The sequence below is a fragment of the Nocardia niwae NBRC 108934 = DSM 45340 genome (assembly GCF_001613465.1).
Lineage (GTDB): Bacteria > Actinomycetota > Actinomycetes > Mycobacteriales > Mycobacteriaceae > Nocardia > Nocardia niwae.
Window position 1 is genome coordinate 87233 of sequence record NZ_BDCK01000032.1, and the last position, 22603, is coordinate 109835.

The following is a 22603-nucleotide window of genomic DNA, read 5'->3' on the forward strand; positions in this document are numbered from 1 at the left end:
TCAGCCCAGCGCGGCGGCCAGCGCCTGCGCGTTCTTGGTCTGCCACTGAATGTAATCCACGCCGTCGGGCAGGGTCTCGGTCACCTCGACGATGGAGACGCCCGCGTTCTGCGCGGTGGCGCGCAGGTCTTTGGTGATCTTGTCCTCGGTCTGCACGTTGTAGATCAGCGCGCGGACCCGCTTGCCGCTGAGTAGGTCCTGGGTGGCCGCGACGGCCGCGGGCGCCGGGTCGGTCTCCTGCTCGATCGCTTCCTGGAACGCGTGCGGAGTGAGGTCCTCGGCGCCTGCGGCGGCCACGAGGTAGTGCGCGAGGGGTTCGGTCTGCAGCACCGGCGTCTTGGGATGGTCGGCGGCGAGCTTGCCGGTGATGTCGGTGACGGCGGCGAGCCGGGCCTTGAACGTCGCGGCGCGCTCGGCATAGGCCGCGGCCTTGCCCGGGTCCAGTTCGGCGAGCTGGGCGGCGATCCGGTCGGCGACCACGTCGACGGTGCGCACGTCGTACCAGACGTGCTCGTTGTCGTCACTCTGGTCGGCCCGCACGGAGAACGCGTCCACGGTGCGCTTGTTCGTGCCCGCCACCGCCTTCTCCGCGAACTGGTCGTAGCCGCCGCCGTTGTAGACCACGAGGTCGGCATCGCTGAGCGCGGCCGACTCGACGGCGGAGGTCTCGTGCGAGTGCGGATCGGCGGACGGATCGGTGATCAAGGACCGGACGGCGGCGTCGGGGCCCGCGACGGCGGCGGCGATATCGCCCCAGACGTCGGTGGAGGCCACCACGGTGGGCCGTCCGTCGTCGTTCGATCCGCCGCAGGCGGTCAGCGTCAGGGCGGAGACGACGACCCCCACGGTGATGCCTGCGCAGGTTCTCGCAAATCCGGTTCTCACGTGGGGGTACTCCTGGCAGTGCTCTAGATCATAATGGAAATCGTTCCCGTTAACTCTAGCAGGGGACGTCGACCCGCGGGCCGAGACGCCCCTGGAAAGAGCGGAATGCGAAGGGCCCGGGAACGATTTCTCGTTCGCGGGCCCTCGGCTGGATGCGCGGTGTCAGACCAGCGCGGCCTCCACCGGCTGCCCGAGCAGCTGGGCGCAGCGCAACAGGCCGAGATGGCTGTAGGCCTGCGGGTGGTTGCCCAGCGAGCGCTCGGCCACCGGGTCGTACTCCTCGCTGAGCAGCCCGGTCGGGCCCGCCACGTCGACCAGCTGGGCGAACAGCGCCTCGGCGTCGGAGCGCTTCCCGATCAGCAGGTACGCCTCGACCAGCCATGCCGCGCACAGGTGGAATCCGCCCTCGCCGCCGGGCAGCCCGTCGTCGTGGTGGTAGCGGTACACCGTCGAGCCGCTGCGCAGCTCGGCTTCGGTCGCCACGACGGTCGCCGCGAAGCGCGGGTCGGATGGGTCGATCAGGCCGCTCAAACCGATGTGCAGCGTCGCCGCGTCCAGGTCGGTGCCGTCGTAGGCCGCAGTGTAGGACTGCACCTCGTCGTTCCAGCCCTTGGCCTTCACCTCGTCGGCGATGGTGTCGCGCAGCACCGACCAGGCCGGATCGACTTCGCGGTCGAACTTCTGCGCCAGCGTCAGCGCCCGGTCGACGGTCAGCCAGCCCATCACCTTCGAGTACACGTGGTGGCGAGGGTTGCCGCGGATCTCCCAGATGCCGTGGTCGGGCTCCTGCCAACGCCGCTGCACCGCCGCGACCATGGCGCAGACCAGCTCCCAGTCGGCGTCGGGCAGCACGCCCGCCGGGTCGGTGATGCCGCGCAGCTCCCTGGCGTGCGCCAGGGTGGCGATGAGGTCGACGATCGGGCCGAAGACGTCCAGCTGCACCTGCATGTTGGCCGCGTTGCCGACGCGCACCGGGCGTGAGCCCGCGTAGCCGGGCAGCTGGTCGATCGAGGCCTCCGGCGGCAGCGTCTCGCCGTACAGCGTGTACAGCGGGTGCAGGCGCTCGGGGCCGGGCAGCGTCTCCAGTACCCGGTGCACCCAGCCGAGGTAGTTCTCGGCCTCGGTGAGCGAGCCCAGCGAGACGAGTGCCTGCGCGGTCAGCGCCGCGTCGCGCAGCCAGCAGTAGCGGTAGTCCCAGTTGCGCACGCCGCCGATGTCCTCGGGCAGCGACGTGGTCGCGGCCGCGAGGATCGAACCGGATGGCGCGTGCACCAGGCCGCGCAGGGTGAGCGCGGAGCGCTTCATCAGATCCGGCTTGAGCGGGGGCAGCGTGAGCGTCGTGGCCCACTCCGACCAGTACCGCTCCGCCGCCCGCCGCCGCTCCGTCTCACTGGTCGGAGCCGGATCCAGATCGGCGGTGCCGCAGCGCAACTCCAGCACGACGGGACCCTTGGACGGATCGACCACGGCCCGGGCGGATTCGTGGGTTCCGTCCGAGACGATCTCCCAGTGCACGCCGGGGGAGCGCAGCACGATCGGGTCGTTGGTGCCGTACACCCGCAGCCCGCCCTCCTGTGCCTCGAGGTTCACCGGCACCTGGCCGAACTCCGGCCGGGGGGCGAAGGTGATCACGGCCTTCGCGTCGCCGGTGATCACCCGGGTGAGGTCGGTGCGGGTGGGCGCCACATCGTGCGGCAGGTAGTCGGTGACCTGCAACTTTGCCCAGCGGGTTTCGACGGTCATCGTGCCGTCGACGTAGCGCTGCGAGAGCGGCAGGCCCGGCCGTTCGGGCTCGATGGTGAAGTGGCCGCCCTGGGGGCCGCCGAGCAGGTGCGCGAACACCGCGGCGGAGTCCGGTTCGGGGTGGCAGAACCACGTCACCGTGGCATCCGGGGTGAGCAGCGCGACCGAGCGCGGGCTGGCCAGCATGGTCAGCCGCTCGATGCGCGGCGCGCTCGCGCCCGCCAGCCAGGTCCGGCGCTCCTCCAGCAGGTAGGCCAGCGCGCGGGCCACGGCCTCCGTGCTGTCCACCCGGAACTTGGCCAGGCTCTCGCCGTCGCCGACCTTGATGCCGACATCGGGACCCGACAGCACCCGGAACGCCTTCTCGTCGGTGACGTCGTCACCGAAGAACACCGCGGCCGAGGCCCCCGCCTGATGCCGGACGGTGTCCAGAGCGGTGCCCTTGTCGGTCTGCACCACGGCCAGTTCGATGACCGCCTTGCCCTCGGTGACCTGCACGCCGAACCAGCAGGCCGGGCCGAGCCGGACCTGCGACAGCGCGCGATGGCCGATCTCCGGGCTGGCGTTGCGCACGTGCAGCGCGACGCTGGCCGGCTTGATCTCCACGGTGACGCCCGGATTGTCCGAGGCGACCTGGTTCAGGGCGGTCTGCACCTCTTGGAGCAGATGCTTGGCGTCGTTGTCGATCGCGTGCACGAAGCCCACGTCGAATTCCGAGCCGTGGCTGCCGATCAGTTGCACCTCGACCGGCAGGCGCGACAGCGCCGCGAGATCTCGCAGCGCGCGGCCGGAGATCACGGCGGCGGTGGTCCCGGTCAGGCCGGCGAGGGCTCGTAACGCGCTCACCGATTCCCGATGGGGAAAGGCTTTGGCCGGGTCGGACACGATGGGCGCGAGTGTCCCGTCGTAGTCCGATGCGACCAGCAGCCGGGGCACGCGCGCGACCGTCGACAGTGCACGGCGAAGTTCCAGTGGCAGATCCTGTGCGCTCACGCATCCAACCTAGTGATCGGAGGAGTTTTTTCAGGGGGCGGGCAAAACAATACTGGGTTGAATTTGCCGCACAGCAACACACCGGTCCGCGTGCGCACCATAACGCACGAGCTGAACCGGTGTCCGGTAGATCTGCCCAGCTGACGCCAACGGGATCCGAATAGGTGAGCTTCGTCGCAGCACAGGGGCCATCCGAGCCCGGCGCGGTGACCGGGCGCCGAAATCGCTCGCGGTGCGCTGAGAGATCCGCCTAGAGCTTACTGGTTGCGCTCGCCCAGCAGCAGGTCGACGGTCAGTTCCAGGCGTTCGGTGACGTCGGTGGCCGACGCGCGCCGGGTCAGCCAGGCGACCAGATTCGACAGCCACACGTCGCTGATCACGCGGGCGATGGCCAGCTGGCGCTCGGTGGGCTCACCGTCGTTCATGGCGCGGGCGAAGACGCGATCCATCACCTTGCCGACGCGGTCCACCTCGGCGGCGGCCGAGGCGTCGGCGAACATGAACGCCCTGGTCATGGCCTCGGTGAGGAGCGGGTCGCGCTGCATCATCCGGGTGATCTGGGTGAGCAGCAGATGCATGCGCTCCTGGGGAGACTGCCCGGCAAGCGGCTTGCGTTTGCCCTCGATCTGCTCGAACTCGCGCGACAGCGCCGAGACCAGCAGGTGCACCTTCGACGGAAAGTAGCGGTACAGCGTGCCGACGGCGACGTCGGCGCGTTCGGCCACCGCGCGCATCTGGACCGCGTCGTAACCGCCCTTGGACGCGAGCGCCAAGGTCGCGTCCAGGATCCGCTTGCGTCGTTCGCGCTGCGCCGCCGAGCTCAGCTCGTCCTCGCTGAGCGTGGTGACCGTGGCCGCGGGCCGGGCCGCGCTCGGGTCGGCTGGCTGCGATCGGGACGGACTGGCCATTGATGAAAGTCCTTTCCGGAAACGTCGTTTCGTCGGCTGCGTGCGCGCTGTGGCCGCGGCGGTGATGGTCTCTTGACTTCCGCCCGGCTAGGATATTAGAACATGTTCTAGGTGTGGGAGTCACGCCGGAAAGGCGGTATGGAGTGTGACCATCGCCACCACTGACGAGCATAAAGCCGTCCAGGAGTCGATGCGCGGATGGGCGGCGTCGGTCCGTCCAATTGCAACAATGCGGACCGGTGCGGCCGACTTCTGGCGCGCCTACTGGCCCGCGCTGGCCGAGATCGGGATCTTCCGGGTCGCGGTGGCCGAGGACGCGGGCGGTGCGGGCGGGTCGGTCGCCGATCTGGCGGTGCTGGTGGAGCAGGCGGCGCACGACCTGGTCGGCGGCCCCGTGCTCGCAACGGCTTTGGCCAATCTGATCACCGCCGGGCAGCTCGACGAGGACCTGCCGTGCGGGGTCGCGCTCGACTTCGTCGTCGGCTCGACGGTGAGCGTACCCGCCGCAAGCGATGGCGTGTTGCTCACGGGTACCTGGGATTCCGTGCTCGGCGCCGCCCCGGGAACCGCCGTGCTGCTGCCGATCGACCACCCCCGGGGGCAGCGCTGGTGTCTGGTGTCACCCGATGCCGCCGGCCTGCGGGTGGAGGCGCTCGCGCCACTGGACCCGAGCACGCCGCTGGCGCGGGTGCACTGCGCCGACCTGCGCGTGCCCGCCGAACGCGTCTTCGTCGCGCCGCACGCCGCAGGGGATCTGCTCGTCGCGCTGGTCGTCGCCGAACTGTCCGGCCTCGCGGGCTGGTGCCTGGAGACCGCGGTCGAGTACGCCAAGGTGCGCGAGCAGTTCGGCCGCAAGATCGGTTCGTTCCAAGCGGTCAAGCACATCTGCGCCTGGATGCTGTGCCGCACCGAACTCATCCGCGCCGTGGCGGCCGATACCGCCGCCGCCGTGGACGACGGCGGCGGCGAGCTGCCGATCGCCGCCGCCATCGCGGCCGCGATCGCCCTGGACGCCGCGGTCGAGACCGCCAAGGACTGCATCCAGGTGCTCGGCGGTATCGGCTTCACCTGGGAACACGACGCGCACCTGTATCTGCGCCGGGCGACGGCGCTGCGCCAGCTGCTCGGCGGTTCGGCGCGCTGGCGGGCCAGGGTCACCGAGCTGACTCGCCGGGGCCTGCGGCGCACCACCGGCGCCGACCGGGTCTTCGCCGAGGAGGGCGTGGCCGCCGTGAACGGCGACAGCGCCCACGAGCTGGCGGCCGAAGTCGCGCGGATCGCGGCACTGCCCGCCGAGCGGCAGCGCGCCGCGCTGGTCGAGGCAGGCCTGGTCATGCCGCACTGGCCGCGGCCCTACGGGCGCGCCGCGGACCCGATGACCGGCCTGATGATCTCCGAGGAACTGCGCCGCGCCGGGCTCACCGCGCCGGACCTGGCGATCGGCGGCTGGGCGATCCCGACGCTGTTGCAGCACGGGACGCCGGAGCAGATCGAACGCTTCGCCTGGCCGACCTTGCACGGCGAGGTGGTCTGGTGCCAGCTGTTCAGCGAGCCGGAAGCGGGCTCCGACCTGGCAGCGCTGCGCACCACCGCGAAGAAGGCGGACGGCGGCTGGGTGCTGCGCGGTCAGAAGGTGTGGACTTCGCTGGGCGACAAAGCGAATTGGGCGATCTGCCTGGCGCGCACCGATCCGGACGCGCCCAAACACCGGGGCATCACGTACTTCTTGGTCGACATGCGCAGCGCCGGACTCGAGGTGCGCCCGCTGGTGCAGATCACCGGGGAGGCGCGTTTCAGTGAGGTCTTCCTCGACGACGTGTTCGTCCCGGACGACTGCGTGGTCGGCGCGCTGAACAATGGATGGAAGATCGCCCGTTCCACCCTCTCCACGGAGCGGGTGGCGATGGGCGGCAATGGCATCGGGCCCGTGCTCGAAGAGCTGATCGCGAAATCACCCGCCGCAGGGCCCGGCGCGGAACTGGTGAACGACCGGCTGGGCGGCTTCGTCGCGGAGGCGATCGCCGGCCTGCTGCTCGAGCAACGAGCCGCGGTGAAGATGCTGGCGGGAGGGGATCCCGGCGCGCAGAGCAGCGTGCGCAAGCTGGTCGGCGTGCGCCACCGCCAGGCGGTCGCCGAATTCGCCGCGGAGGCGGCGGGCCCGCTCGGCGCGCAGGACTCCGAGGTGACCAAGGAGTTCCTGCTCACGCGCTGTCTGTCGATCGCGGGCGGCACCGAGCAGATCCTGCTCACCGTGGCCGGTGAACGGATTCTCGGACTGCCCCGTGACGCGGACAACTAGCCCTACAGTCGATCGGGAGACAAGCGTGGACTTCACCAGGGACGAGGGCCAGGACGCGGTGGCCGAGGTCGTCGTGAGCTTGCTGGAGCGCGAACCGGCGCGCGACATGAGGTTGTGGCCGAAGCTGGCCGACTCCGGCCTGCTCGTCGTCGCGCTGCCGGAGCGGTACGGCGGAGACGGGATGGGGTTGCTGGAGGTTTCGGCGCTGCTCACCGAGCTGGCCACCGACGCAGTGGCGGTGCCCGCGCTGCCGACGCTGGGCTTCGGCGTGCTGCCGGTGGTCGCCTGCGCGCCGGAGCGCGTGCAGGAGCTCGTGTTGCCCGGCGTGGCCGAAGGCGCCGTGCTCACCGCGGCGCTGAGCGAACCGGCGGCACCTTTCACCGTCAAGCCGGAGACGACCGCGATCGTCGACGGCGGCACGGTGCGCGTCACGGGCCACAAGGTGGCCGTGCCGTACGCCGAGGAGGCGAGCTGGCTGCTGGTACCGACCAACGCGGGCATCGCGGTCGTGGACGCCCAGGCCGACGGGCTCACCCGCACGCCGACGCCGGTCTCCGGTGGCATCCCGGAGTACACGGTCCGGCTGGACCAGGTGGAGATCCCCGCCGACCAGCTGTGGCCGGTCGGGCTCGCCGACCTGCACCGGCTGGCGCTCGCCTCCATCGGTTCAGTAGCCGATGGATTGCTCAAGGGTGCGATCACGCTCACCGCAGAGCATCTGCGCACCCGGCACCAGTTCGGCAGGCCGCTGGCGGAATTCCAGGCGGTGGCCCAGCAGATCGCGGATCTGTACGTCGTCTCGCGGACCTTGCACGTCGCCGCGGTCTCCGCGAACTGGGCTCTGGCCCAGGACGATTCGAGCCAGGAGCATCGCGAGCGCACCGACGACGACCTGGAGATCCTGGCCTACACGGTCGCCGGGGAATTGCCCGCAGCCATGCAGAAGTGCCATCACCTGCACGGCGGACTCGGCGTCGACGTGACCCACCCGATGCACCGCTACTACTCACAAGCCAAGGACATCGCTCGCTGGCTCGGCGGCGCGTCGTTCCGGCTCGACCGATTGGGGGCCAGATGTTCATCGACCTGACCATCGAGCAACGCCGGTTGCGCGACGAACTGCGCGCCTACTTCGCCGATCTCGTGACTCCCGAGGAGGAGGCCGAGATGGCGGTGAACCGGCACGGCGACGCGTACCGCGCTGTGGTGCGCCGGATGGGCCGCGACGGCTGGCTCGGCGTCGGCTGGCCCAAGGAATACGGTGGCCAGGGCTTCGGGCCGGTCGAGCAGCAGATCTTCTTCAACGAGGCGGTCCGGGCCGACGTCCCGCTGCCGCTGGTGACGCTGCTGACCGTCGGCCCTACCTTGCAGCAGTTCGGCACCGACGAGCAGAAGCAGCGGTTTCTGCCCGGAATCCTCTCCGGGGACGTCCATTTCGCGATCGGCTACTCCGAGCCGGACGCGGGCACCGATCTGGCCGCACTGCGCACCTCGGCGGTGCGCGACGATTCCGGGGACTGGATCGTCAACGGCCAGAAGATCTTCACCACGGGCGCGCACGAGGCCGACTTCGTCTGGCTGGCCTGCCGCACCGGCTCGACCGAATCGCGCCACCGCGGCATCACGATCCTGATCGTGGACACCACCGATCCAGGCTACTCGTGGACGCCGATCATCACCTGCGACGGCGCCCACCACACCAACGCGACCTATTTCGACAACGTGCGCGTCCCGGCGAACATGCTGGTCGGCGAGGAGAACCGGGGCTGGAAGCTGATTACGACGCAGCTCAACCACGAGCGGGTGAGCCTGGGTCCGTCCGGCAAGATCGAACAGCTCTACGACCGGGTGCGCGACTGGGCGCAGCCACGCGGCGTGCTCGCCGAACTGGACGTGCGCCGGGCGCTGGGCCGCATCCACGCCATGGTGCGGCTGAACGAGCTGTTGAACTGGCAGGTGGCCGCGACCGCGGACGGCGACCAGGCCCAGGTGATCGCCGACGCGTCCGCCACCAAGGTCTACTCCACCGAATCGCTCCAGGAGGCGGGCAGGCTCGCCGAGGAGATCATCGGCCGCTACGGCGACCCGGCCGACCCGGCCACCGGCGAGCTGCTGACCTGGCTGGACCGCAGGACAAAACAGAACCTCGTGGTCACCTTCGGCGGCGGCGTCAACGAGGTGATGCGCGAGCTGGTCGCCTCGTCCGGACTGCGGCTGCCACGAGTACCCCGATAACGAGTGAAGGAGCCGCGCGTGCCGGAAACCACTACTCCGGAAGCGATTGTCGCCGCAGCCGAGGCCATCAAGGCGGCGGGTGCGAGCGCGCCCCGTTTCGGGCGCGATCCGGTGAACCAGCCGATGATCAACAACTGGGTCGAGGCGCTGGGCGACGCCAACCCGATCTACGTCGACGAGGCGGCGGCGCGCGCGGCGGGACATCCCGGCATCGTCGCGCCGCCCGCCATGGCCCAGGTGTGGACCATGTTCGGGCTCAACGGTTCCCGGCCAGCCGACGACCCGATGGGCGCGGCCACGGAGCTGCTCGACGCCGCGGGCTACACCTCCGTGGTCGCCACGGATTGTCAGCAGACCTACCACCGCTACCTCAACGTCGGCGAGCAGGTCTCGGTCACCGGCACGCTGTCGGATATCCGCGGCCCGAAGCGCACCGCGCTGGGCGAGGGGTGGTTCGTCACCTTCCAGACCAGCTGGCGGGTCGGCGACGAGGTGGTCGCCGAGATGCTGTTCCGCCTGCTGAAATTCGCGCCCGGCACCGCGGCGCCGAAATCCGCCGCAGGCGAGCGGGTCAAACCGCTGGTCTCCTGGGACACCGAATTCTTCTGGGCGGGAACCAAAGCCGGTGAGCTGCGCATCCAGCGGCTGCCGGACGGATCGCTGCGGCATCCGCCGATTCCGGCCATCTGGCAGGACAAGTCGAAACCGACCGACTACATCGTCGCCTCCGGGCGCGGCACCGTGTTCAGTTACGTCGTGCATCACGCGCCGAAGGTGCCGGGACGGCAGCTGCCGTTCGTGGTGGCGCTGGTCGAATTGGAGGAAGGCGTGCGCATGCTCGGTGAACTGCGCGGCATCGACCCCGCCGAGGTGCGGGTCGGCCTGCCGGTGGAGGTGGGCTTCGAGAAGCTCGACGACGAGGCGGTCCTGCCGGTCTGGGAGGTGGTCTCATGACCGCGACCGTCGAACCGGATGCCGTGCGCGTCGGCACGGTGCTGCCCGAACTGGTGATCCACGCCGATCCGACGTTCGTGATCAGCACCGCGCTGGCCACCAGAGACTTCCAGGACGTGCACCACGACCGGGACAAGGCCGTCGCCCGCGGTTCGAAGGACATCTTCGTCAACATCCTCACCGACACCGGCTTGGTGCAGCGGTTCGTCACCGATTGGGCGGGGCCGGGCGCCGTCGTCAAGTCGATCGGGCTGCGCTTGGGCGTGCCGCTGTACGCGGGGGACACCCTGACGCTCAGCGGCACGGTGACCGCGCTGGAGGGCGACGACATCCACATCGCCGTGGTCGGCGCGGACAGCCTCGGCGACCACATCACGGCCACGGCCGTCATCGCGTTACGGAGGGCCGATGCCTGAGCAGACTCTGTCCGGCCGCGCCGCCGTCGTCGGCATCGGCGCCACCGACTTCTCCAAGGACTCCGGGCGCAGCGAATTGCGTCTGGCCGCCGAGGCGGTCACCGCCGCGCTGGCCGACGCGGGACTGACGCCCGCCGACGTGGACGGCCTGACCACGTTCACCATGGACACCAACACCCAGGCCGCCGTCGCCAGGGCGGTCGGCATCCCGCAGCTGAAGTTCTTCAGCCACATCGGTTACGGCGGCGGCGCGGCGTGCGCCACCGTTCAGCAGGCCGCCATGGCGGTGGCCACCGGCGTCGCCGACGTGGTCGTGGCCTATCGCGCGTTCAACGAGCGGTCGGTGTCGCGGTTCGGGCAGTTCTCCACGGCATTGGCGACCGCGCCCACCTCGTCGGGCATCGACGCGGGCTGGTCCTATCCGCAGGGGCTCGGGACGCCGGCCGCGCAGGTCGCGATGGTCGCCCGGCGCTACATGCACGTCTACGGGGCCACCAGCGAGGACTTCGGCCAGGTGGCCGTGGCCGACCGCAAGCATGCCGCGGTGAACCCGGCCGCCTTCTTCTACGGCAAGCCGATCACCTTGGAGGAGCACCAGAACTCCCGCTGGATCGCCGAGCCGCTGCATCTGCTGGACTGCTGCCAGGAGTCCGACGGCGGGGTCGCGATCGTGGTCACCAGCGTGGAGCGGGCGCGCGATCTGCCGCAGCGTCCCGCCGTGATCGCCGCGGCCGCACAGGGTTCCGGCGCGGACCAGTACGTGATGACCAGCTACTACCGCGACGCCATGACCGGTCTTCCGGAGATGGGGCTGGTCGGCGAGCAGCTGTGGGCGCAGAGCGGATTGCGTCCGGCGGACATGCAGGCAGCCATCCTCTACGACCACTTCACCCCGTTCGTCCTGATGCAATTGGAGGAGCTGGGGTTCTGCGGCCGGGGCGAGGCGAAGGACTTCATCGCAGGCGGCGCCATCGAGGTCGGCGGCCGCCTGCCGCTCAACACGCACGGCGGTCAGCTCGGTGAGGCGTACATCCACGGGATGAACGGCATCGCCGAGGCGGTGCGCCAGATCCGGGGCACCTCGGTCAACCCGGTCGCCGATCTGACCAACATCCTGGTCACGGCGGGCACCGGCGTCCCCACCTCCGGCTTGGTGCTCACCACCGGTTGAGCCGGTCGACCTCGCCTGCCGCTGACGGAGTGCCGCAACGGCGTCGGGGCGTAGGTTGGGGCCGGTGGTGGACCGGCATCTGGTGGACGTGCACGTGTTGCTACTGCGCGGCGCGGAGGTGTTGCTGAGCAGGCGGCGCAGCGCGGACGAGTTCGACGGGTTGTGGCACCTGCCGGCCGGGAAGCTGGAGGCGGGGGAGTCGGCGCTCGCCGCGGCGGTCCGCGAAGCCCGCGAGGAGGCCGGCGTGGTGATCGACCCGGCGGATCTGCGGCACGTCCACTCCGCGCACGTCGTCGACATCGGGCGGGAAGCGCGCGTCGGATTGTTCTTCGAGACTCGCCGCTGGTCGGGCGAACCGGTCAATCGAGAGCCCGACAAGTCGTATGAACTGCGCTGGTTCCCTCTGGCGCAGCTGCCGGAAGCGCTCATCCCGTATCCGGCCGCCGGTATCCACGGCTACCTCACCGGCGTGACCTACAGCCAGCGCGGCTGGCCGAGCTGAGCGAGGTGGTCACGTGTTCAGGTGTGTGGCGAGGACGCGGGCCAGTTGCCGCACGCTCTCGTTCGTGCCGGGGCGCAGGGCGGTGCGGTTGCCCGCGAAGCGGTCGAAGACGGCTCCCTCGATGACGGCGACGAAGTCCTCCGCCCTGGTCTGCGGGTCGGGCGCGCCGATGGCGTGAAAGAGGTCCCGCGCACGGTCGACGGAGAACAGGCTGTGCACCAGCCGGGGACGCAGATCGGGATCGTCCAGCAGGTCGACGAGCAAGGCATGGCGGGCGATCAGGTGCGCGCGCCGATCGGCCAGCAGCCGGTCGAGCCAGGTGGCGATGGCCTCCGCGACCGAGTGCGGTGCGGCGGCGCCGGTCGGCGCGAGCGCGGCGGCGGCGAAATCCTCGCGGGATCGGGCGGTGATCCGGTCCACGATGGCCTCGATGAGCGCGCGTTTGGTGCGGAAGTAGTACGAGGTCGAGCCCGCGGGCAGTGCCAGTTCCGTGTCCAGCGCGCGATGGGTGAGCGCGCGCAGGCCCCTGGTCGCGATCAATTCGATGGCCGTGTCGACGAGGAGCACGCGCCGGTCGCCTGTGGACATGATCACCCTTCCTGGCCGCCGCGCGGCCGGATCCTCTACAAATGTAGAGGACCAGGAGGTGGCATGGAAACCGATCTCATCCAGTGGGATTCCGACCAGGCGCGGGCGGCGGCGCGATTGCGTGAGTTGGTCGATCGGCGCGGCAGGCTGGTGCGGCGTCATCGGGGCGTCTATCTGCACGGCAGGCCAGGGCGCGGCAAAACCATGCTCATGAACCGGTTCTTCACCGAGGTGGCCTCGGAACGTAAGCGGCGCTACCACTTCCATCAGTTCTTCGCCGAGTTGCACGCCGCGGCGCACGCGTCCGGCTCGATCGATGCCGCGGTGGACGCGCTGCTCGGCGATGCCCGGCTGATCTGCTTCGACGAGTTCCACGTGCACGACATCGGCGACGCGATGCTGATCTCCCGGCTGCTGGACGCGCTGTTCGCCCGTCGCCTCGCGCTGGTGGTGACCTCCAACTATGCGCCGGCCGGGCTGCTGCCGAATCCGCTGTTCCACGATCGGTTCTTGCCGGCGATCGACCGGATTCTGGCGCACATGGACGTGGTGCCGGTCGACGGCGCGATCGACTATCGCCGCCTCGGCGCTCGCGCTGCTCGCACCGGGTTCGCCGCCGGGCGATACATCGTGGCGCCCCCTATGCGGAAGGCACGCTCGGCGGTCGCTGCCGGCGCGCGGAAAACTGATGCGCCACAACGTGACAACGAACAGTCGGCCGAAATATCTCTGGGAGCCCGGAGATTGCACGCTATTGCCGCAGACGGCGGCGCTCTCGTCATCGACTTCGCCGCATTGTGCGGAGTCCCAACTTCCGCGACGGATTATGTTGCGCTGGCCCAACGATTTCCACGGTGGGAAATCCGGGAAGTGCCACCGCTGTATGAAGTTCCGCCCGACTGGGCGATGCGTTTCGTGAACGTGGTCGATGTTCTCTACGACACCGATCGGGAGCTCACCGTCGTCGCGTCCGCGCCGCTCGACTCCCTGGTACGGGAGATCGGCGAAGTGCCGGATATCTCACGTTTGGCGAGCCGGCTTTGTGAATTGTCCCAGTCTTCGCCCGCTATGGCCCGGTAGTCGCCGCCGCGACGGACGACCGGTCGACTTCCCGTACAGCTGCGGTTTAAGAGGAGGGACTCCGAAGTATTCCATTCCATCCCGAGCGGACCGTCCGGCATGTAACTATGTGGCTGTTTTGTGCAGTACTCAGATTTGGTGGTAACCAGTGGCCCGGGCGCGAGCGCCGATATCGCGCGTGATCGTCCTGATCACGCTGCTGGCTTTTGCCGCCATCGCCCTGCACGGATACATCCCAGGAATTTCCGAGACCGAGTCGCGCGGGCACGTTCCGTCCGCCTTGTCGGTCGCGCTCATGCCGGTACTACTCACCGTGTCGATCGTGATCCTGCTGGCCGGGGTGATCGCCAGTCAGCACCGTTTGCCGCTTGCCATGCCCGAGCCGGAGCGGGAGGACGAGCGCACGCAGTGGCGTCTCGGGCGGGTCGGCCTCGCGCTGCTCGGGGCCCTGGCGCTGCTCGGAGTGCTGTTCGCGGCCGCGGTGGCGATCTACTTCCTCGGCGCGAGCAGGCCGAGTGAGCCCGCGCGCCCGGCAGCGCCCGCCACCACCACGGGCACGCCGCCGGAGCACGGCACACCGCCGACCGCCGAATACGACCCGAAGTCGGCGGAGCTGACCGGCACGGCGCTGGTATTGGCCGGAATAGCGGCCGCGGGCTTGGTGACGGTGGCGATGAGCGGTTTGGTCGTCGTCGCGGTGTCGACCCGCCGCAAGCCCGCCCCGGAGCCCGCGCAAACGGCCGCTGCGGCGCCCACCGTGGCGGACTCGCTGGCCCGCGCGGCCGAGATGGGCCTGGCCGCGATGAACGCCCCCGGCCAGGACCCGCGCACCGCGATCATCGCCTGCTACGTCGCGATGGAGCGCGGGCTCGCCTCCGACCGCGCCGCCGCACCGCTCGCCTCCGACACCCCGATGGAAGTGCTGGCCCGCGCGTTCGAACGCGGCGCGCTGCACGACGCGTCCGCCCGCGAGCTGGTCGCCCTCTTCGAGGAGGCCAGGTTCAGCCCGCACGCCATGCTCGAATGGCAGCGCATGCGGGCCGAGCAACTGCTGCGCATCGTGCTCGCCGACCTGCAAGGGGAGGTGCCCGCATGACCGGACGGGCGAGAGAGGTCCTCGCGTGAACCGGATGGGGGTGGTGATCACCGGCGTGGTCGTCATCGGGCTGATCGAGCTGGTCGCGGTCGAGCGCGCCCGCGGGCTGCTGCTGGTCGTCGCCGGGATCCCGGTGGCTGTGGCGCTGATCTGGCTGGTCTGGTCGCTGTTCGAGCGCGCCGAGGGCGGAGACGACGAGATCGAGGACATGGAGAACGGGCCGGCGGAGATGCTGCAGCACTGGCACGCCAGGGCGCAGATGCTCGCCGACCGCGCGGACGGCAGCCGTGCCGATTGGGACCGGCACCTGCGTCCGCTGCTGGCCAAGGAGTTCGAACTGTCCAGCGGACAGCGGGTGGCGAAGAACCGTAGAGCGGTCGAGGCCGCGGGTATCCACCAGTTCGGGCCCGAGTTGTGGCGCTGGGTGGACCCGGCCAACTCGGCCCTTCGTGATCAGGCCGGCAGGGCACCGGGACGTGCGGCGCTGGACGAGATCCTGAGCCGCCTGCAGAGAATGTGAAATGGGTTGAGGCAAGTGCGGGTACACACATGACCATGCCGATGGACGTGACCATCCAGCGCAGCGAGGCCGTGCTCCGGGAGCTGTCCCGGGTCGTGGTCGGCAAGCAGGACGAGTTGCAGTTGATCATGATCGCGGTGCTGTCCGGTGGGCACGTGCTGATCGAGGACTTACCCGGCCTCGGCAAGACGCTCATCGCGCGATCGTTCGCGGCCGCGCTCGGGCTGCAATTCAACCGCGTGCAGTTCACCCCCGACCTGCTGCCCGCCGACCTGCTGGGGTCCACGATCTACGACATGTCCTCCGGCCGGTTCACCTTCCGCCGCGGGCCGGTGTTCACCAACCTGCTGCTGGCCGACGAGGTGAACCGCACCCCGCCCAAGACGCAGGCCGCGCTGCTGGAGGCGATGGCGGAAGGACAGGTCAGCATCGACGGCGAGACGTTCCTGCTGCCGCAACCGTTCGTTGTGCTGGCCACCGACAATCCGATCGAATACGAGGGCACCTACCCGCTGCCGGAAGCCCAGCTCGACCGGTTCGCCGTCCAGCTCCGGCTGGGTTACCTGTCCGAGCGCGACGAGACGCAGATGATCCGCCGCAGGCTCGAGCGCGGGGCGCAGCAGCCGCAGGTCAATCAGGTGGTGGACGCCAACGGGCTGCTGGAGATGCGGCAATCCGTCGAGTATGTGACCGTGCACCCCGACGTGGTGAGCTACGTCGTCGCGCTCGCGGCGGCCACCAGGGGGCACCCTCAGGTCGAGGTCGGCGCGAGCCCGCGCGCGGAACTCGATCTGGTGCAGATGTCCCGGGCTCGGGCGCTGCTGCTCGGCCGCGACTATGTCATCCCAGAGGATGTGAAGGCGCTGGCGATCCCGGCCATGGCGCACCGGATCACGCTGCGGCCGGAAATGTGGGTGCGCCGCATCCGCGGCGAGGACGTCATCACCGAACTGCTGCGCCGTCTGCCGGTCCCGCGCGCCACCGTGACATGAGGCACCGCGACGCCAGCTCCGCGGTCGACGCCGAATTGCGGTGGCGGCCCGCACCGCTGGTCTTCATGCTCGCGGGATGCGCGGCGGCAGCCCTGGTGCTCGCGGTGGTCCTCGGCAGGTGGCAGCTGCTGGTGTTCGCCGCGCCGTTGCTCGGTGTGCTGGCCACCGCGCCGTTGCAGCAATCCTCGACGCGGATCCAAGTCGACGGCGGCGGCACGCTGCGCTGCTTCGAGACCGAGGAAGTGACGATGACCGTCGCCGCCTTCGTCGAGAAGGGCCACGCGCTGCTGCGCCTGAAACCGCAGAGCTCGCCGGGGCTGGGGATGCAGGTGGATGAGGCCAGCGACTCCGGCGTCGCGCCCGCCGGGTTGCGCCTGGCTCTCTCGGCGAGCCGGTGGGGGCGCTACCCCGTTTCGGTGCGGGTGTCGGCGCTGAGCCCCGCCGGGCTCGCGGTCGCCACCGCGGTTCTGCCCGCGGGCCAGTTGTTCGTGTATCCGATCACCGATCCGCAGCGGATGCGCCTGCCGCGCACCGAACTTCCCGAGCGGCTCGGCACCCACCTGACCCGCAGGCACGGTCCCGGCGTCGAGTACGCCGACATCCGCGCATACGCGCCCGGTGATCAGCTGCGCATCGTGAACTGGCCGGTCAGCGCGCGACGGGGGCGGCTGTATGTCACCGAGCGGCTGACCAACCGTTCCGCGGACGTCGTGGTGCTGGTGGACACCTCCCAGCAGGCGCCGGGACCGGCGACCGATTCGCTGGAGCTGTCGGTGCGCGGCGCGGCGCAGGTGGTGCAGTCGACCTTGCAGGCGGGCGACCGGACGGCGGTGGTCTGCCTCGGCCAGGCGCCGCGCTGGCTGCGGCCGGACATCGGACGCCGCCAGTTCTACCGCATCGTGGACACCGTGCTCGACGTCGGCGACGAGCACATCTCCACCACCGGCACCCTAGCGCCGCACGCGGCGGTGCCGCTCGGCGCGATCGTGGTGGCGTTCTCCACGCTGCTGGACACGCAATTCGCGCTCGCGCTGATCGACCTGCGCAAGCGCGGGCACGTGGTGGTCGTGGTGGACGTCCTGCGCGGCGCGCCGTTTCGGGAGGACCTCGACCCGATCCTGGCCAAGATGTGGCAGCTCGAGCGCGCGGCCATGTACCGGGACATGGGCACCGTCGGCGTCGACATCGTGGCGTGGCCGGAAGACGCGCGCCTGGACCAGATCATGCGGGCGCTGCCCGAGCATCGCAGGACCGTACGGGTGCGCCGATGACCAGATTTCTCGCCGTTCTCTCCGGGGCGCTGCTGGCGGCGTCGGTGGCGCTGCTGGAGCCGTGGGCCGGCATTCCGGCCCTGGTCTTCGTCGCGCTCGGCTGGTGGTTGCGGCCGTCGGCGGTCTGCGCGGTGCTGCTCGCGCTCGGCGTGCTCGCCGTTGCCGAGCCTGGCGTGCTCGCCTGCGCCGCAACGGGATTGGTGGCCACGACCTATCTGCTCAACGCCGCGACGGTGACCGCCCCGCACGGAGTGGTGCCGACCACGATCCCGTCGGTGGCCGGGGCGGTCGGCTTCGCGGCGGTCGCCGTCGCCGCGGCCCTTGTCCCGGTGCGCCTGGCCTGGGCTCCGCTGGCCGCACCGGTGCTCGTGCTGGTGCTGTACGCCTTGGTGATCCAGGGCGCCGCCGCCCGGCGCGGGCGTGGTGACCGGGAACTCCGGAAGTGATTCATTCAGACCGGCAGCCAAGTGATCGCAGAGGGCACCCTCGATTCTGCCGTGGCTCTCGCCTCCTCAGCCGAACGGTGAGTCCCGGAATCAGGCCAGAATGACGCATCGTCGCGGTGGAGGCCATGGAACGAGACGTAGTAGGCATGTCCGTCCGCATCGAGGAATGGCTCCTCGCCCACCGCGAGTGTGCCCTCTTCTCGGGCCACCTCGTACCAGAAGTCGTAGTCGAGACGGATGACGAACACCGGCATGGGGACAGCGTCGGCATACAGCCACGAACCTGTGGCTACGATCTCTCGGCCGTTCATGATGACCAGTGACACCTACTGGCGGGCGCTCTGACGGTCTGCATGTCCACGTCTGCGATTGCCGGCAGCGCTGCTGAGTCGAGTCCGGCCCTCGGCGTCGCGGACTCGAGCCGAGATGTCATACGCACATCTTAGTTGGCTGAAGTGCGGCGATGTCGGATACGAACGGCGAAGGCAGCACGCTCGGTGCGCGTACCGTTCGGTAGTGCGAGGGGTGGGTCGACGGCCGGAGGTCGCCCCTACCGAGGCTGCGCACGCGTTACCGAGGAGCTGAACAACCGCGGGAGGTGCTATGACGTTCGCCGAGTTCGATCGGGTGCACGCCTTGCTCATGACCTTTTGCGCGTGGCGTCGGGCGCCCGTTCGGGTAGCACTGTCGGCTCGGGTCCGGAGCGGCACGTGGTGACCTTGGACCGGTTGGCGAACGTCCTGAGTGGCTACGGGATCCGATTGCGGTTGGGTTCGGTTCCCCGGTCCACCCCACTGCGCAGCGTGGTGATCCACGGGACCGATCAGGAGCCCATGGAAACGGGCGACGTGCTGCTGGGGATCGGGGCACGCTCGGTGCCGGAGGTGGTGGAATGGGCGGTCTCGGCGCGTGCGGTGGTCGCGCTTCTGCGTGGCGGCGCGGAGACCGAGACCGAGCCGGATGCCGAGGGCGTGGCGGTGCTGGTGGTCGATCCCGCGGTGGCCTGGAGCGAGCTGGCCGCGGTGGTCTACGGGTTGGTGCTGGAAGGGCGTGAGACCGAGGCCGGTCGCGGCCCGACCGACTTGTTCGCCTTGGCCGACAGTCTGGCCGAGGCTGTCGGGGGTGCGGTGACGATCGAGGACCGGCAGTCGCGCGTGCTGGCGTATTCGAAGCCGAAGCAGCACCTCGATCCCGCCCGCGTCGAGACGATCCTGAATAGGGAGGTGCCGCCGTGGTTGCGGGCACTCTTCGACGCGCGCGGTGTCTTCGCCCACTTGGCGGCCTCGGACGAGCCGTTGTTCGTGCCCGCGCAGGCGGAACGCGGTGTGACGGGGCGAATGGTCGTGGCCGTGCGCGTGGGCAGGCAACTGCTGGGTTCGGTATGGGTTTCGTGCCCGGCGCCGTTGCGTGGGGCTCGCCGCGCGGCCTTGGCCGACGGTGCGCGCACGGTGGCCCTGCACTTGTTGCGGTCGCGGGCCAGCGCGGACCTGGAACGGCAGGTGGAATCCGACCTGGTCATCCGGTTGCTGGAGGGCGCGGCGGACGCGGCGACGGTGGCCAGCAGACTGGGGTTGGCGCCGGAGGGCCTACGCGTGCTCGCGCTGCGGGCGCGCAGCGCGGACGAGCGTCACGCGGCGCTGCTGTTGATCTTCGAGCGAGCGACGACCGGATTCGGCTGGTCCCGTTCGACCCGCAGCGCCTTGGTCGGCGACACCGTCTACACCGTGCTGCCCGCCGATCCCGCTGCGACGGCACGACGCTGGGTCGGCGACTTGGAAGCCGCACTGCCCGCGCGGATGACGGTGTCGGCCGGGGTCAGCGGTGTCGCGATGGCCACGGAATTGGCGGCGGCGCGCCGAGAGGCCGACGAGTGCCTGGCGCTGCACGAGGCCCGGCCGGCCGCTTCCCCGCCCCCCGCCTACGACGAGTCGTGGGACGAGATTCTGCTACAGCGGTTGCGCACCGCGGGGCTCGCCGGACGCGCCCCGGAGCGGGGGCCGGTGGCGGAATTGCGGCGCCACGACCGAGCGCACTCCACCCGGTACGTGGCGACGCTGCGCGCGTGGTTGCAGGCGCAAGGCGATCCCGCCCGGGCGGGCACCCAACTCGGCGTGCACGAGAACACCGTCCGCAACCGGCTGCGCAAGATGGCGGAGGTGACCGACCTCGGCTTGGACGATCCCCGCAAGCGTCTCGCCATGATGATCGAGCTCGCCGTCGCCGACACCGTCTGATCCCGCTGCGCTGTGCCATCGCCACAAATCTGCGCCGTCCGATTGTCGGATCAGCGCAACCGATCGTCTCCACGGCCACGCCACCATGGTGTCGAGCCACGAAGGAGGGATCGGAGTGAGGAACATTCAGGTACGCGACGTGATGCAGAGACCGGTCATCACCGTGCGGCGCGAGAATACGGCACGCGAGGCAGCGCTGCTGCTCGCCGGATCGGGCTACGCGGCACTGCCCGTTCTCGACGAGCACGACCGCCTCGTCGGGATGCTCACCAGCGGCGATCTGTTGCGGTCCGGAGAACTCGACGACGCGGTGGGTGCGGTGATGACCACGCCCGCGGTGTCACTGCCCCACAACGCGGCACCGGCCGAGGTGATGAGCAGGCTGGCGACACACGGACTGCGTAGTCTGCCGGTCGTCGACGCCGAGCAGCGCGTGGTCGGCATGTTCAGCCGCGGCGACGCGCTGCGGATCTTGCTCACCCCGGATGACGCGCTCGCGGCCGATGCGCAAAGCCTGCTCGATCAATACCGCGGCGCGCGGCGCTGGCAGGTCAGCGTCGAGGACGGCGACGCCACCATCTCCGGCCGGTTCGCCGACGAATCCGAACGACGCATCGCCATCGCCTTGGCCCGCACCGTGCCGGGCATCCGCACCGCGAGCATCGCGCGGACACCCGCAGTAGCCGAGCATTGACCAACCACCCACCAGCCCTGGAGTCGACGATGACCCACGCAGACCTCGTCTCACGCGCAAGCCTCACCGAACACCTACCCGCGTTGCGCGCCGCATTGATTCAGCAACGCAGCTTCCGCCTGCAACAGCTGGCCGAACTCGAAGCCGAAATCGAACGCGTGCGTGCACCCGCCGACGCGGCTGACGCGGCCAGACGCGAGGTCGACAGCAAACTGGCCGCGGCAGCGCGGCAAGCGCTCGCGGACATCGAGGCAGCTCTCATGCTCATCGCCACCGGGCGTTACGGCCGCTGCCGCCGCTGTAACGCCGAGATCTCGGTTCGCCTGCTGCGCACCATTCCCACCACACAGTGGTGCTTGCGGTGCCATCGGCATCTCTCTTCCACCGACGGATCCCGCGTCGTGCGCGGTCAGCGGCCTGGGCAACCCTCCCGAGCGCCGCGACGCGGACGGCCGGCGAAACGAGAGAAGCTGGCCTTCCGTTGACCGGCTGATGCCCTCGTCCGGCACCGGGGCCGCCCGCTCGCCCGCGACGGCACCCTCGGCGGCGTTCGGGCGAGTGCTGTCGGACGCGCCCCTGCCGGACCGCTCGGTGAAGCTGTGTAGTGATTCCTCAGGCGGAACGGAACCGCAGCTCGACGTCGCCGAGGACCGGTGCGTCGTCGCGTTCGACCACGGTCGCGGCGATGGTGAGCACGTCGTCCTGACGCCAGATCCGGGTGCGGATCGTCTCGCCCGGGTACAGCACCCCGGCGAAGCGGGCGCGGAAACCGGTGACGCGGCTCGTGTCGGAGTCGAGCACGGTGTCGGTCACGGTCTTGCAGACGATGCCGTAGGTGCACAACCCGTGCAGGATCGGTGCGGGAAACCCGGCGGCGCGGGCGAATTCGGGGTCGGAGTGCAGCGGGTTGCGGTCGCCGGACATCCGGTAGAGCAGCGCCTGCTGCGGCAGCGTAGGCGTGGTGACGTCGAAATCCGGGGAGCGATCGGGTAATTCGGCCTTGGTGCTCGGTCCGCGCTCGCCGCCGAAACCGCCCTCGCCCTTGGCGAAGATGGAGGAGCGCTCGGTCCACAGCGGCGCTCCGTCGGAGCCGGTGACGGTGTGCTCCTGCACGATGACCGCGGCCGAACCCTTGTCCCAGATCTCGGCGATCCGGCTGACCTTGGTCGCCTTGCCCGCCGCCGGGATCGGCCGGTGCACCTCGACCTCCTGATGACCGTGCACCACCTTCGCCAGGTCGATCTCGACGCCGGGGAAGCTCACCCTGGGCGGCTCGGTCTCATGCACGGTCGCCGCGACGGTGGCGAAGGTGGGCAGCACCTGCGGTTCCCGATCGTCCAGATAGCGCAACTCGGACGCGTCGGTCCAGCGCGTGCCCGCGCCGAGGCCCAGCTGATAGAGCTGCACGTCCGAGGGGGTCCAGGCGAACTCCCGGCTCGGCAGTTCCGCGCCGAGCGCGATCTTCGGGTCGATGGGCATCAGTTCTCCTTGTGCATGGTTGTGGATCGATCCGGCCTGCCCGCGCCGCGAGCGAGGCCGCGCAGGAACTCGGCACCGCCGGGGTTCGATCCTGCGC

Annotated in this window: 22 protein-coding genes; 16 read left to right on the plus strand and 6 right to left on the minus strand. The window is 70.0% G+C overall.

Annotated elements, in window-relative coordinates:
* From NNI01S_RS23165 to kstR, 3 genes are all read right to left on the minus strand, one after another.
* Positions 1 to 885 carry a metal ABC transporter solute-binding protein, Zn/Mn family gene (locus NNI01S_RS23165; protein WP_063022230.1) on the minus strand — a complete coding sequence of 295 codons (885 nt, stop codon included), beginning with the start codon at positions 883 to 885 and terminating at the stop codon, positions 1 to 3.
* A gap of 162 nt (positions 886 to 1047) precedes the next feature.
* Positions 1048 to 3621, minus strand: coding sequence for a trehalose-phosphatase (gene otsB, locus NNI01S_RS23170; RefSeq protein ID WP_063022231.1), 2574 nt, complete (start codon positions 3619 to 3621; stop codon positions 1048 to 1050).
* 257 nt (positions 3622 to 3878) lie between these two features.
* The gene (gene kstR, locus NNI01S_RS23175; RefSeq protein WP_043686038.1) at positions 3879 to 4529 is read right to left on the minus strand and encodes a cholesterol catabolism transcriptional regulator KstR; all 651 of its coding nucleotides are present in this window, start codon (positions 4527 to 4529) and stop codon (positions 3879 to 3881) included.
* A gap of 145 nt (positions 4530 to 4674) precedes the next feature.
* Here kstR and NNI01S_RS23180 point away from each other — a divergent pair, with 145 nt between their 5' ends.
* From NNI01S_RS23180 to NNI01S_RS23210, 7 genes are all read left to right on the plus strand, one after another.
* Entirely contained in the window at positions 4675 to 6828 is a 2154-nt protein-coding gene (locus tag NNI01S_RS23180; protein WP_063022232.1) for an acyl-CoA dehydrogenase family protein, read from the plus strand.
* Between the two features lie 25 nt (positions 6829 to 6853).
* Positions 6854 to 7918 carry an acyl-CoA dehydrogenase family protein gene (locus NNI01S_RS23185; RefSeq protein ID WP_063022233.1) on the plus strand — a complete coding sequence of 355 codons (1065 nt, stop codon included), beginning with the start codon at positions 6854 to 6856 and terminating at the stop codon, positions 7916 to 7918.
* Positions 7903 to 9063, plus strand: a complete 1161-nt coding sequence (locus tag NNI01S_RS23190) for an acyl-CoA dehydrogenase family protein (protein ID WP_063022234.1) — start codon at positions 7903 to 7905, stop codon at positions 9061 to 9063. Before NNI01S_RS23185 ends, NNI01S_RS23190 begins: the two co-directional genes overlap by 16 nt.
* Before the next feature lie 18 nt (positions 9064 to 9081).
* Positions 9082 to 10017 (plus strand): bifunctional MaoC family dehydratase N-terminal/OB-fold nucleic acid binding domain-containing protein, encoded by a 936-nt coding sequence (locus NNI01S_RS23195; protein WP_063022308.1) that lies wholly within the window; start codon positions 9082 to 9084, stop codon positions 10015 to 10017.
* Positions 10014 to 10433, plus strand: coding sequence for a MaoC family dehydratase (locus tag NNI01S_RS23200; RefSeq protein ID WP_063022235.1), 420 nt, complete (start codon positions 10014 to 10016; stop codon positions 10431 to 10433). Before NNI01S_RS23195 ends, NNI01S_RS23200 begins: the two co-directional genes overlap by 4 nt.
* The gene (locus NNI01S_RS23205; protein WP_063022236.1) at positions 10426 to 11604 is read left to right on the plus strand and encodes a lipid-transfer protein; all 1179 of its coding nucleotides are present in this window, start codon (positions 10426 to 10428) and stop codon (positions 11602 to 11604) included. Before NNI01S_RS23200 ends, NNI01S_RS23205 begins: the two co-directional genes overlap by 8 nt.
* A gap of 64 nt (positions 11605 to 11668) precedes the next feature.
* Complete coding sequence (locus NNI01S_RS23210) at positions 11669 to 12106, plus strand: NUDIX hydrolase (protein WP_063022237.1); 438 nt, start codon at positions 11669 to 11671, stop codon at positions 12104 to 12106.
* Positions 12107 to 12115: 9 nt separating this feature from the next.
* Here NNI01S_RS23210 and NNI01S_RS23215 read toward each other — a convergent pair whose 3' ends face one another.
* Positions 12116 to 12646 (minus strand): TetR/AcrR family transcriptional regulator, encoded by a 531-nt coding sequence (locus NNI01S_RS23215; protein WP_245676334.1) that lies wholly within the window; start codon positions 12644 to 12646, stop codon positions 12116 to 12118.
* Between NNI01S_RS23215 and zapE the strand changes: the two genes are divergently transcribed.
* From zapE to NNI01S_RS23245, 6 genes are all read left to right on the plus strand, one after another.
* Positions 12611 to 13774 carry a cell division protein ZapE gene (gene zapE, locus NNI01S_RS23220; protein WP_245676335.1) on the plus strand — a complete coding sequence of 388 codons (1164 nt, stop codon included), beginning with the start codon at positions 12611 to 12613 and terminating at the stop codon, positions 13772 to 13774. The genes NNI01S_RS23215 and zapE overlap by 36 nt on opposite strands.
* A gap of 178 nt (positions 13775 to 13952) precedes the next feature.
* Positions 13953 to 14870: a DUF4129 domain-containing protein gene (locus NNI01S_RS23225; RefSeq protein WP_063022239.1), complete on the plus strand. Its 918-nt coding sequence runs from the start codon at positions 13953 to 13955 to the stop codon at positions 14868 to 14870.
* Between the two features lie 34 nt (positions 14871 to 14904).
* Positions 14905 to 15390, plus strand: a complete 486-nt coding sequence (locus NNI01S_RS23230) for a hypothetical protein (RefSeq protein WP_063022240.1) — start codon at positions 14905 to 14907, stop codon at positions 15388 to 15390.
* 29 nt (positions 15391 to 15419) lie between these two features.
* Entirely contained in the window at positions 15420 to 16382 is a 963-nt protein-coding gene (locus NNI01S_RS23235) for an AAA family ATPase (RefSeq protein WP_063022241.1), read from the plus strand.
* Positions 16379 to 17653 carry a DUF58 domain-containing protein gene (locus tag NNI01S_RS23240; protein WP_063022242.1) on the plus strand — a complete coding sequence of 425 codons (1275 nt, stop codon included), beginning with the start codon at positions 16379 to 16381 and terminating at the stop codon, positions 17651 to 17653. The genes NNI01S_RS23235 and NNI01S_RS23240 overlap by 4 nt, the downstream gene beginning before the upstream one ends.
* Positions 17650 to 18099, plus strand: coding sequence for a hypothetical protein (locus tag NNI01S_RS23245; protein ID WP_063022243.1), 450 nt, complete (start codon positions 17650 to 17652; stop codon positions 18097 to 18099). Before NNI01S_RS23240 ends, NNI01S_RS23245 begins: the two co-directional genes overlap by 4 nt.
* Before the next feature lie 5 nt (positions 18100 to 18104).
* On the opposite strand, the gene NNI01S_RS23250 is transcribed toward NNI01S_RS23245, so the two are convergent.
* Positions 18105 to 18410, minus strand: a complete 306-nt coding sequence (locus NNI01S_RS23250) for a hypothetical protein (RefSeq protein ID WP_157114929.1) — start codon at positions 18408 to 18410, stop codon at positions 18105 to 18107.
* Positions 18411 to 18809: 399 nt separating this feature from the next.
* On the opposite strand from NNI01S_RS23250, the gene NNI01S_RS23255 reads away from it, so the two are divergent.
* The 3 genes from NNI01S_RS23255 to NNI01S_RS23265 all read left to right on the plus strand — a co-directional run bounded on the left by NNI01S_RS23255 (position 18810) and on the right by NNI01S_RS23265 (position 21512).
* Entirely contained in the window at positions 18810 to 20333 is a 1524-nt protein-coding gene (locus NNI01S_RS23255; protein ID WP_063022310.1) for a PucR family transcriptional regulator, read from the plus strand.
* Between the two features lie 124 nt (positions 20334 to 20457).
* Positions 20458 to 21027, plus strand: coding sequence for a CBS domain-containing protein (locus NNI01S_RS23260; protein WP_439956142.1), 570 nt, complete (start codon positions 20458 to 20460; stop codon positions 21025 to 21027).
* Positions 21028 to 21056: 29 nt separating this feature from the next.
* The gene (locus tag NNI01S_RS23265) at positions 21057 to 21512 is read left to right on the plus strand and encodes a TraR/DksA family transcriptional regulator (RefSeq protein ID WP_157114930.1); all 456 of its coding nucleotides are present in this window, start codon (positions 21057 to 21059) and stop codon (positions 21510 to 21512) included.
* A gap of 127 nt (positions 21513 to 21639) precedes the next feature.
* Here the strand turns inward: NNI01S_RS23265 and chsH3 are convergent, their stop codons facing one another.
* Positions 21640 to 22506 (minus strand): enoyl-CoA hydratase ChsH3, encoded by an 867-nt coding sequence (gene chsH3 / locus NNI01S_RS23270; protein WP_063022247.1) that lies wholly within the window; start codon positions 22504 to 22506, stop codon positions 21640 to 21642.
* Positions 22507 to 22603: the final 97 nt, after the last annotated feature.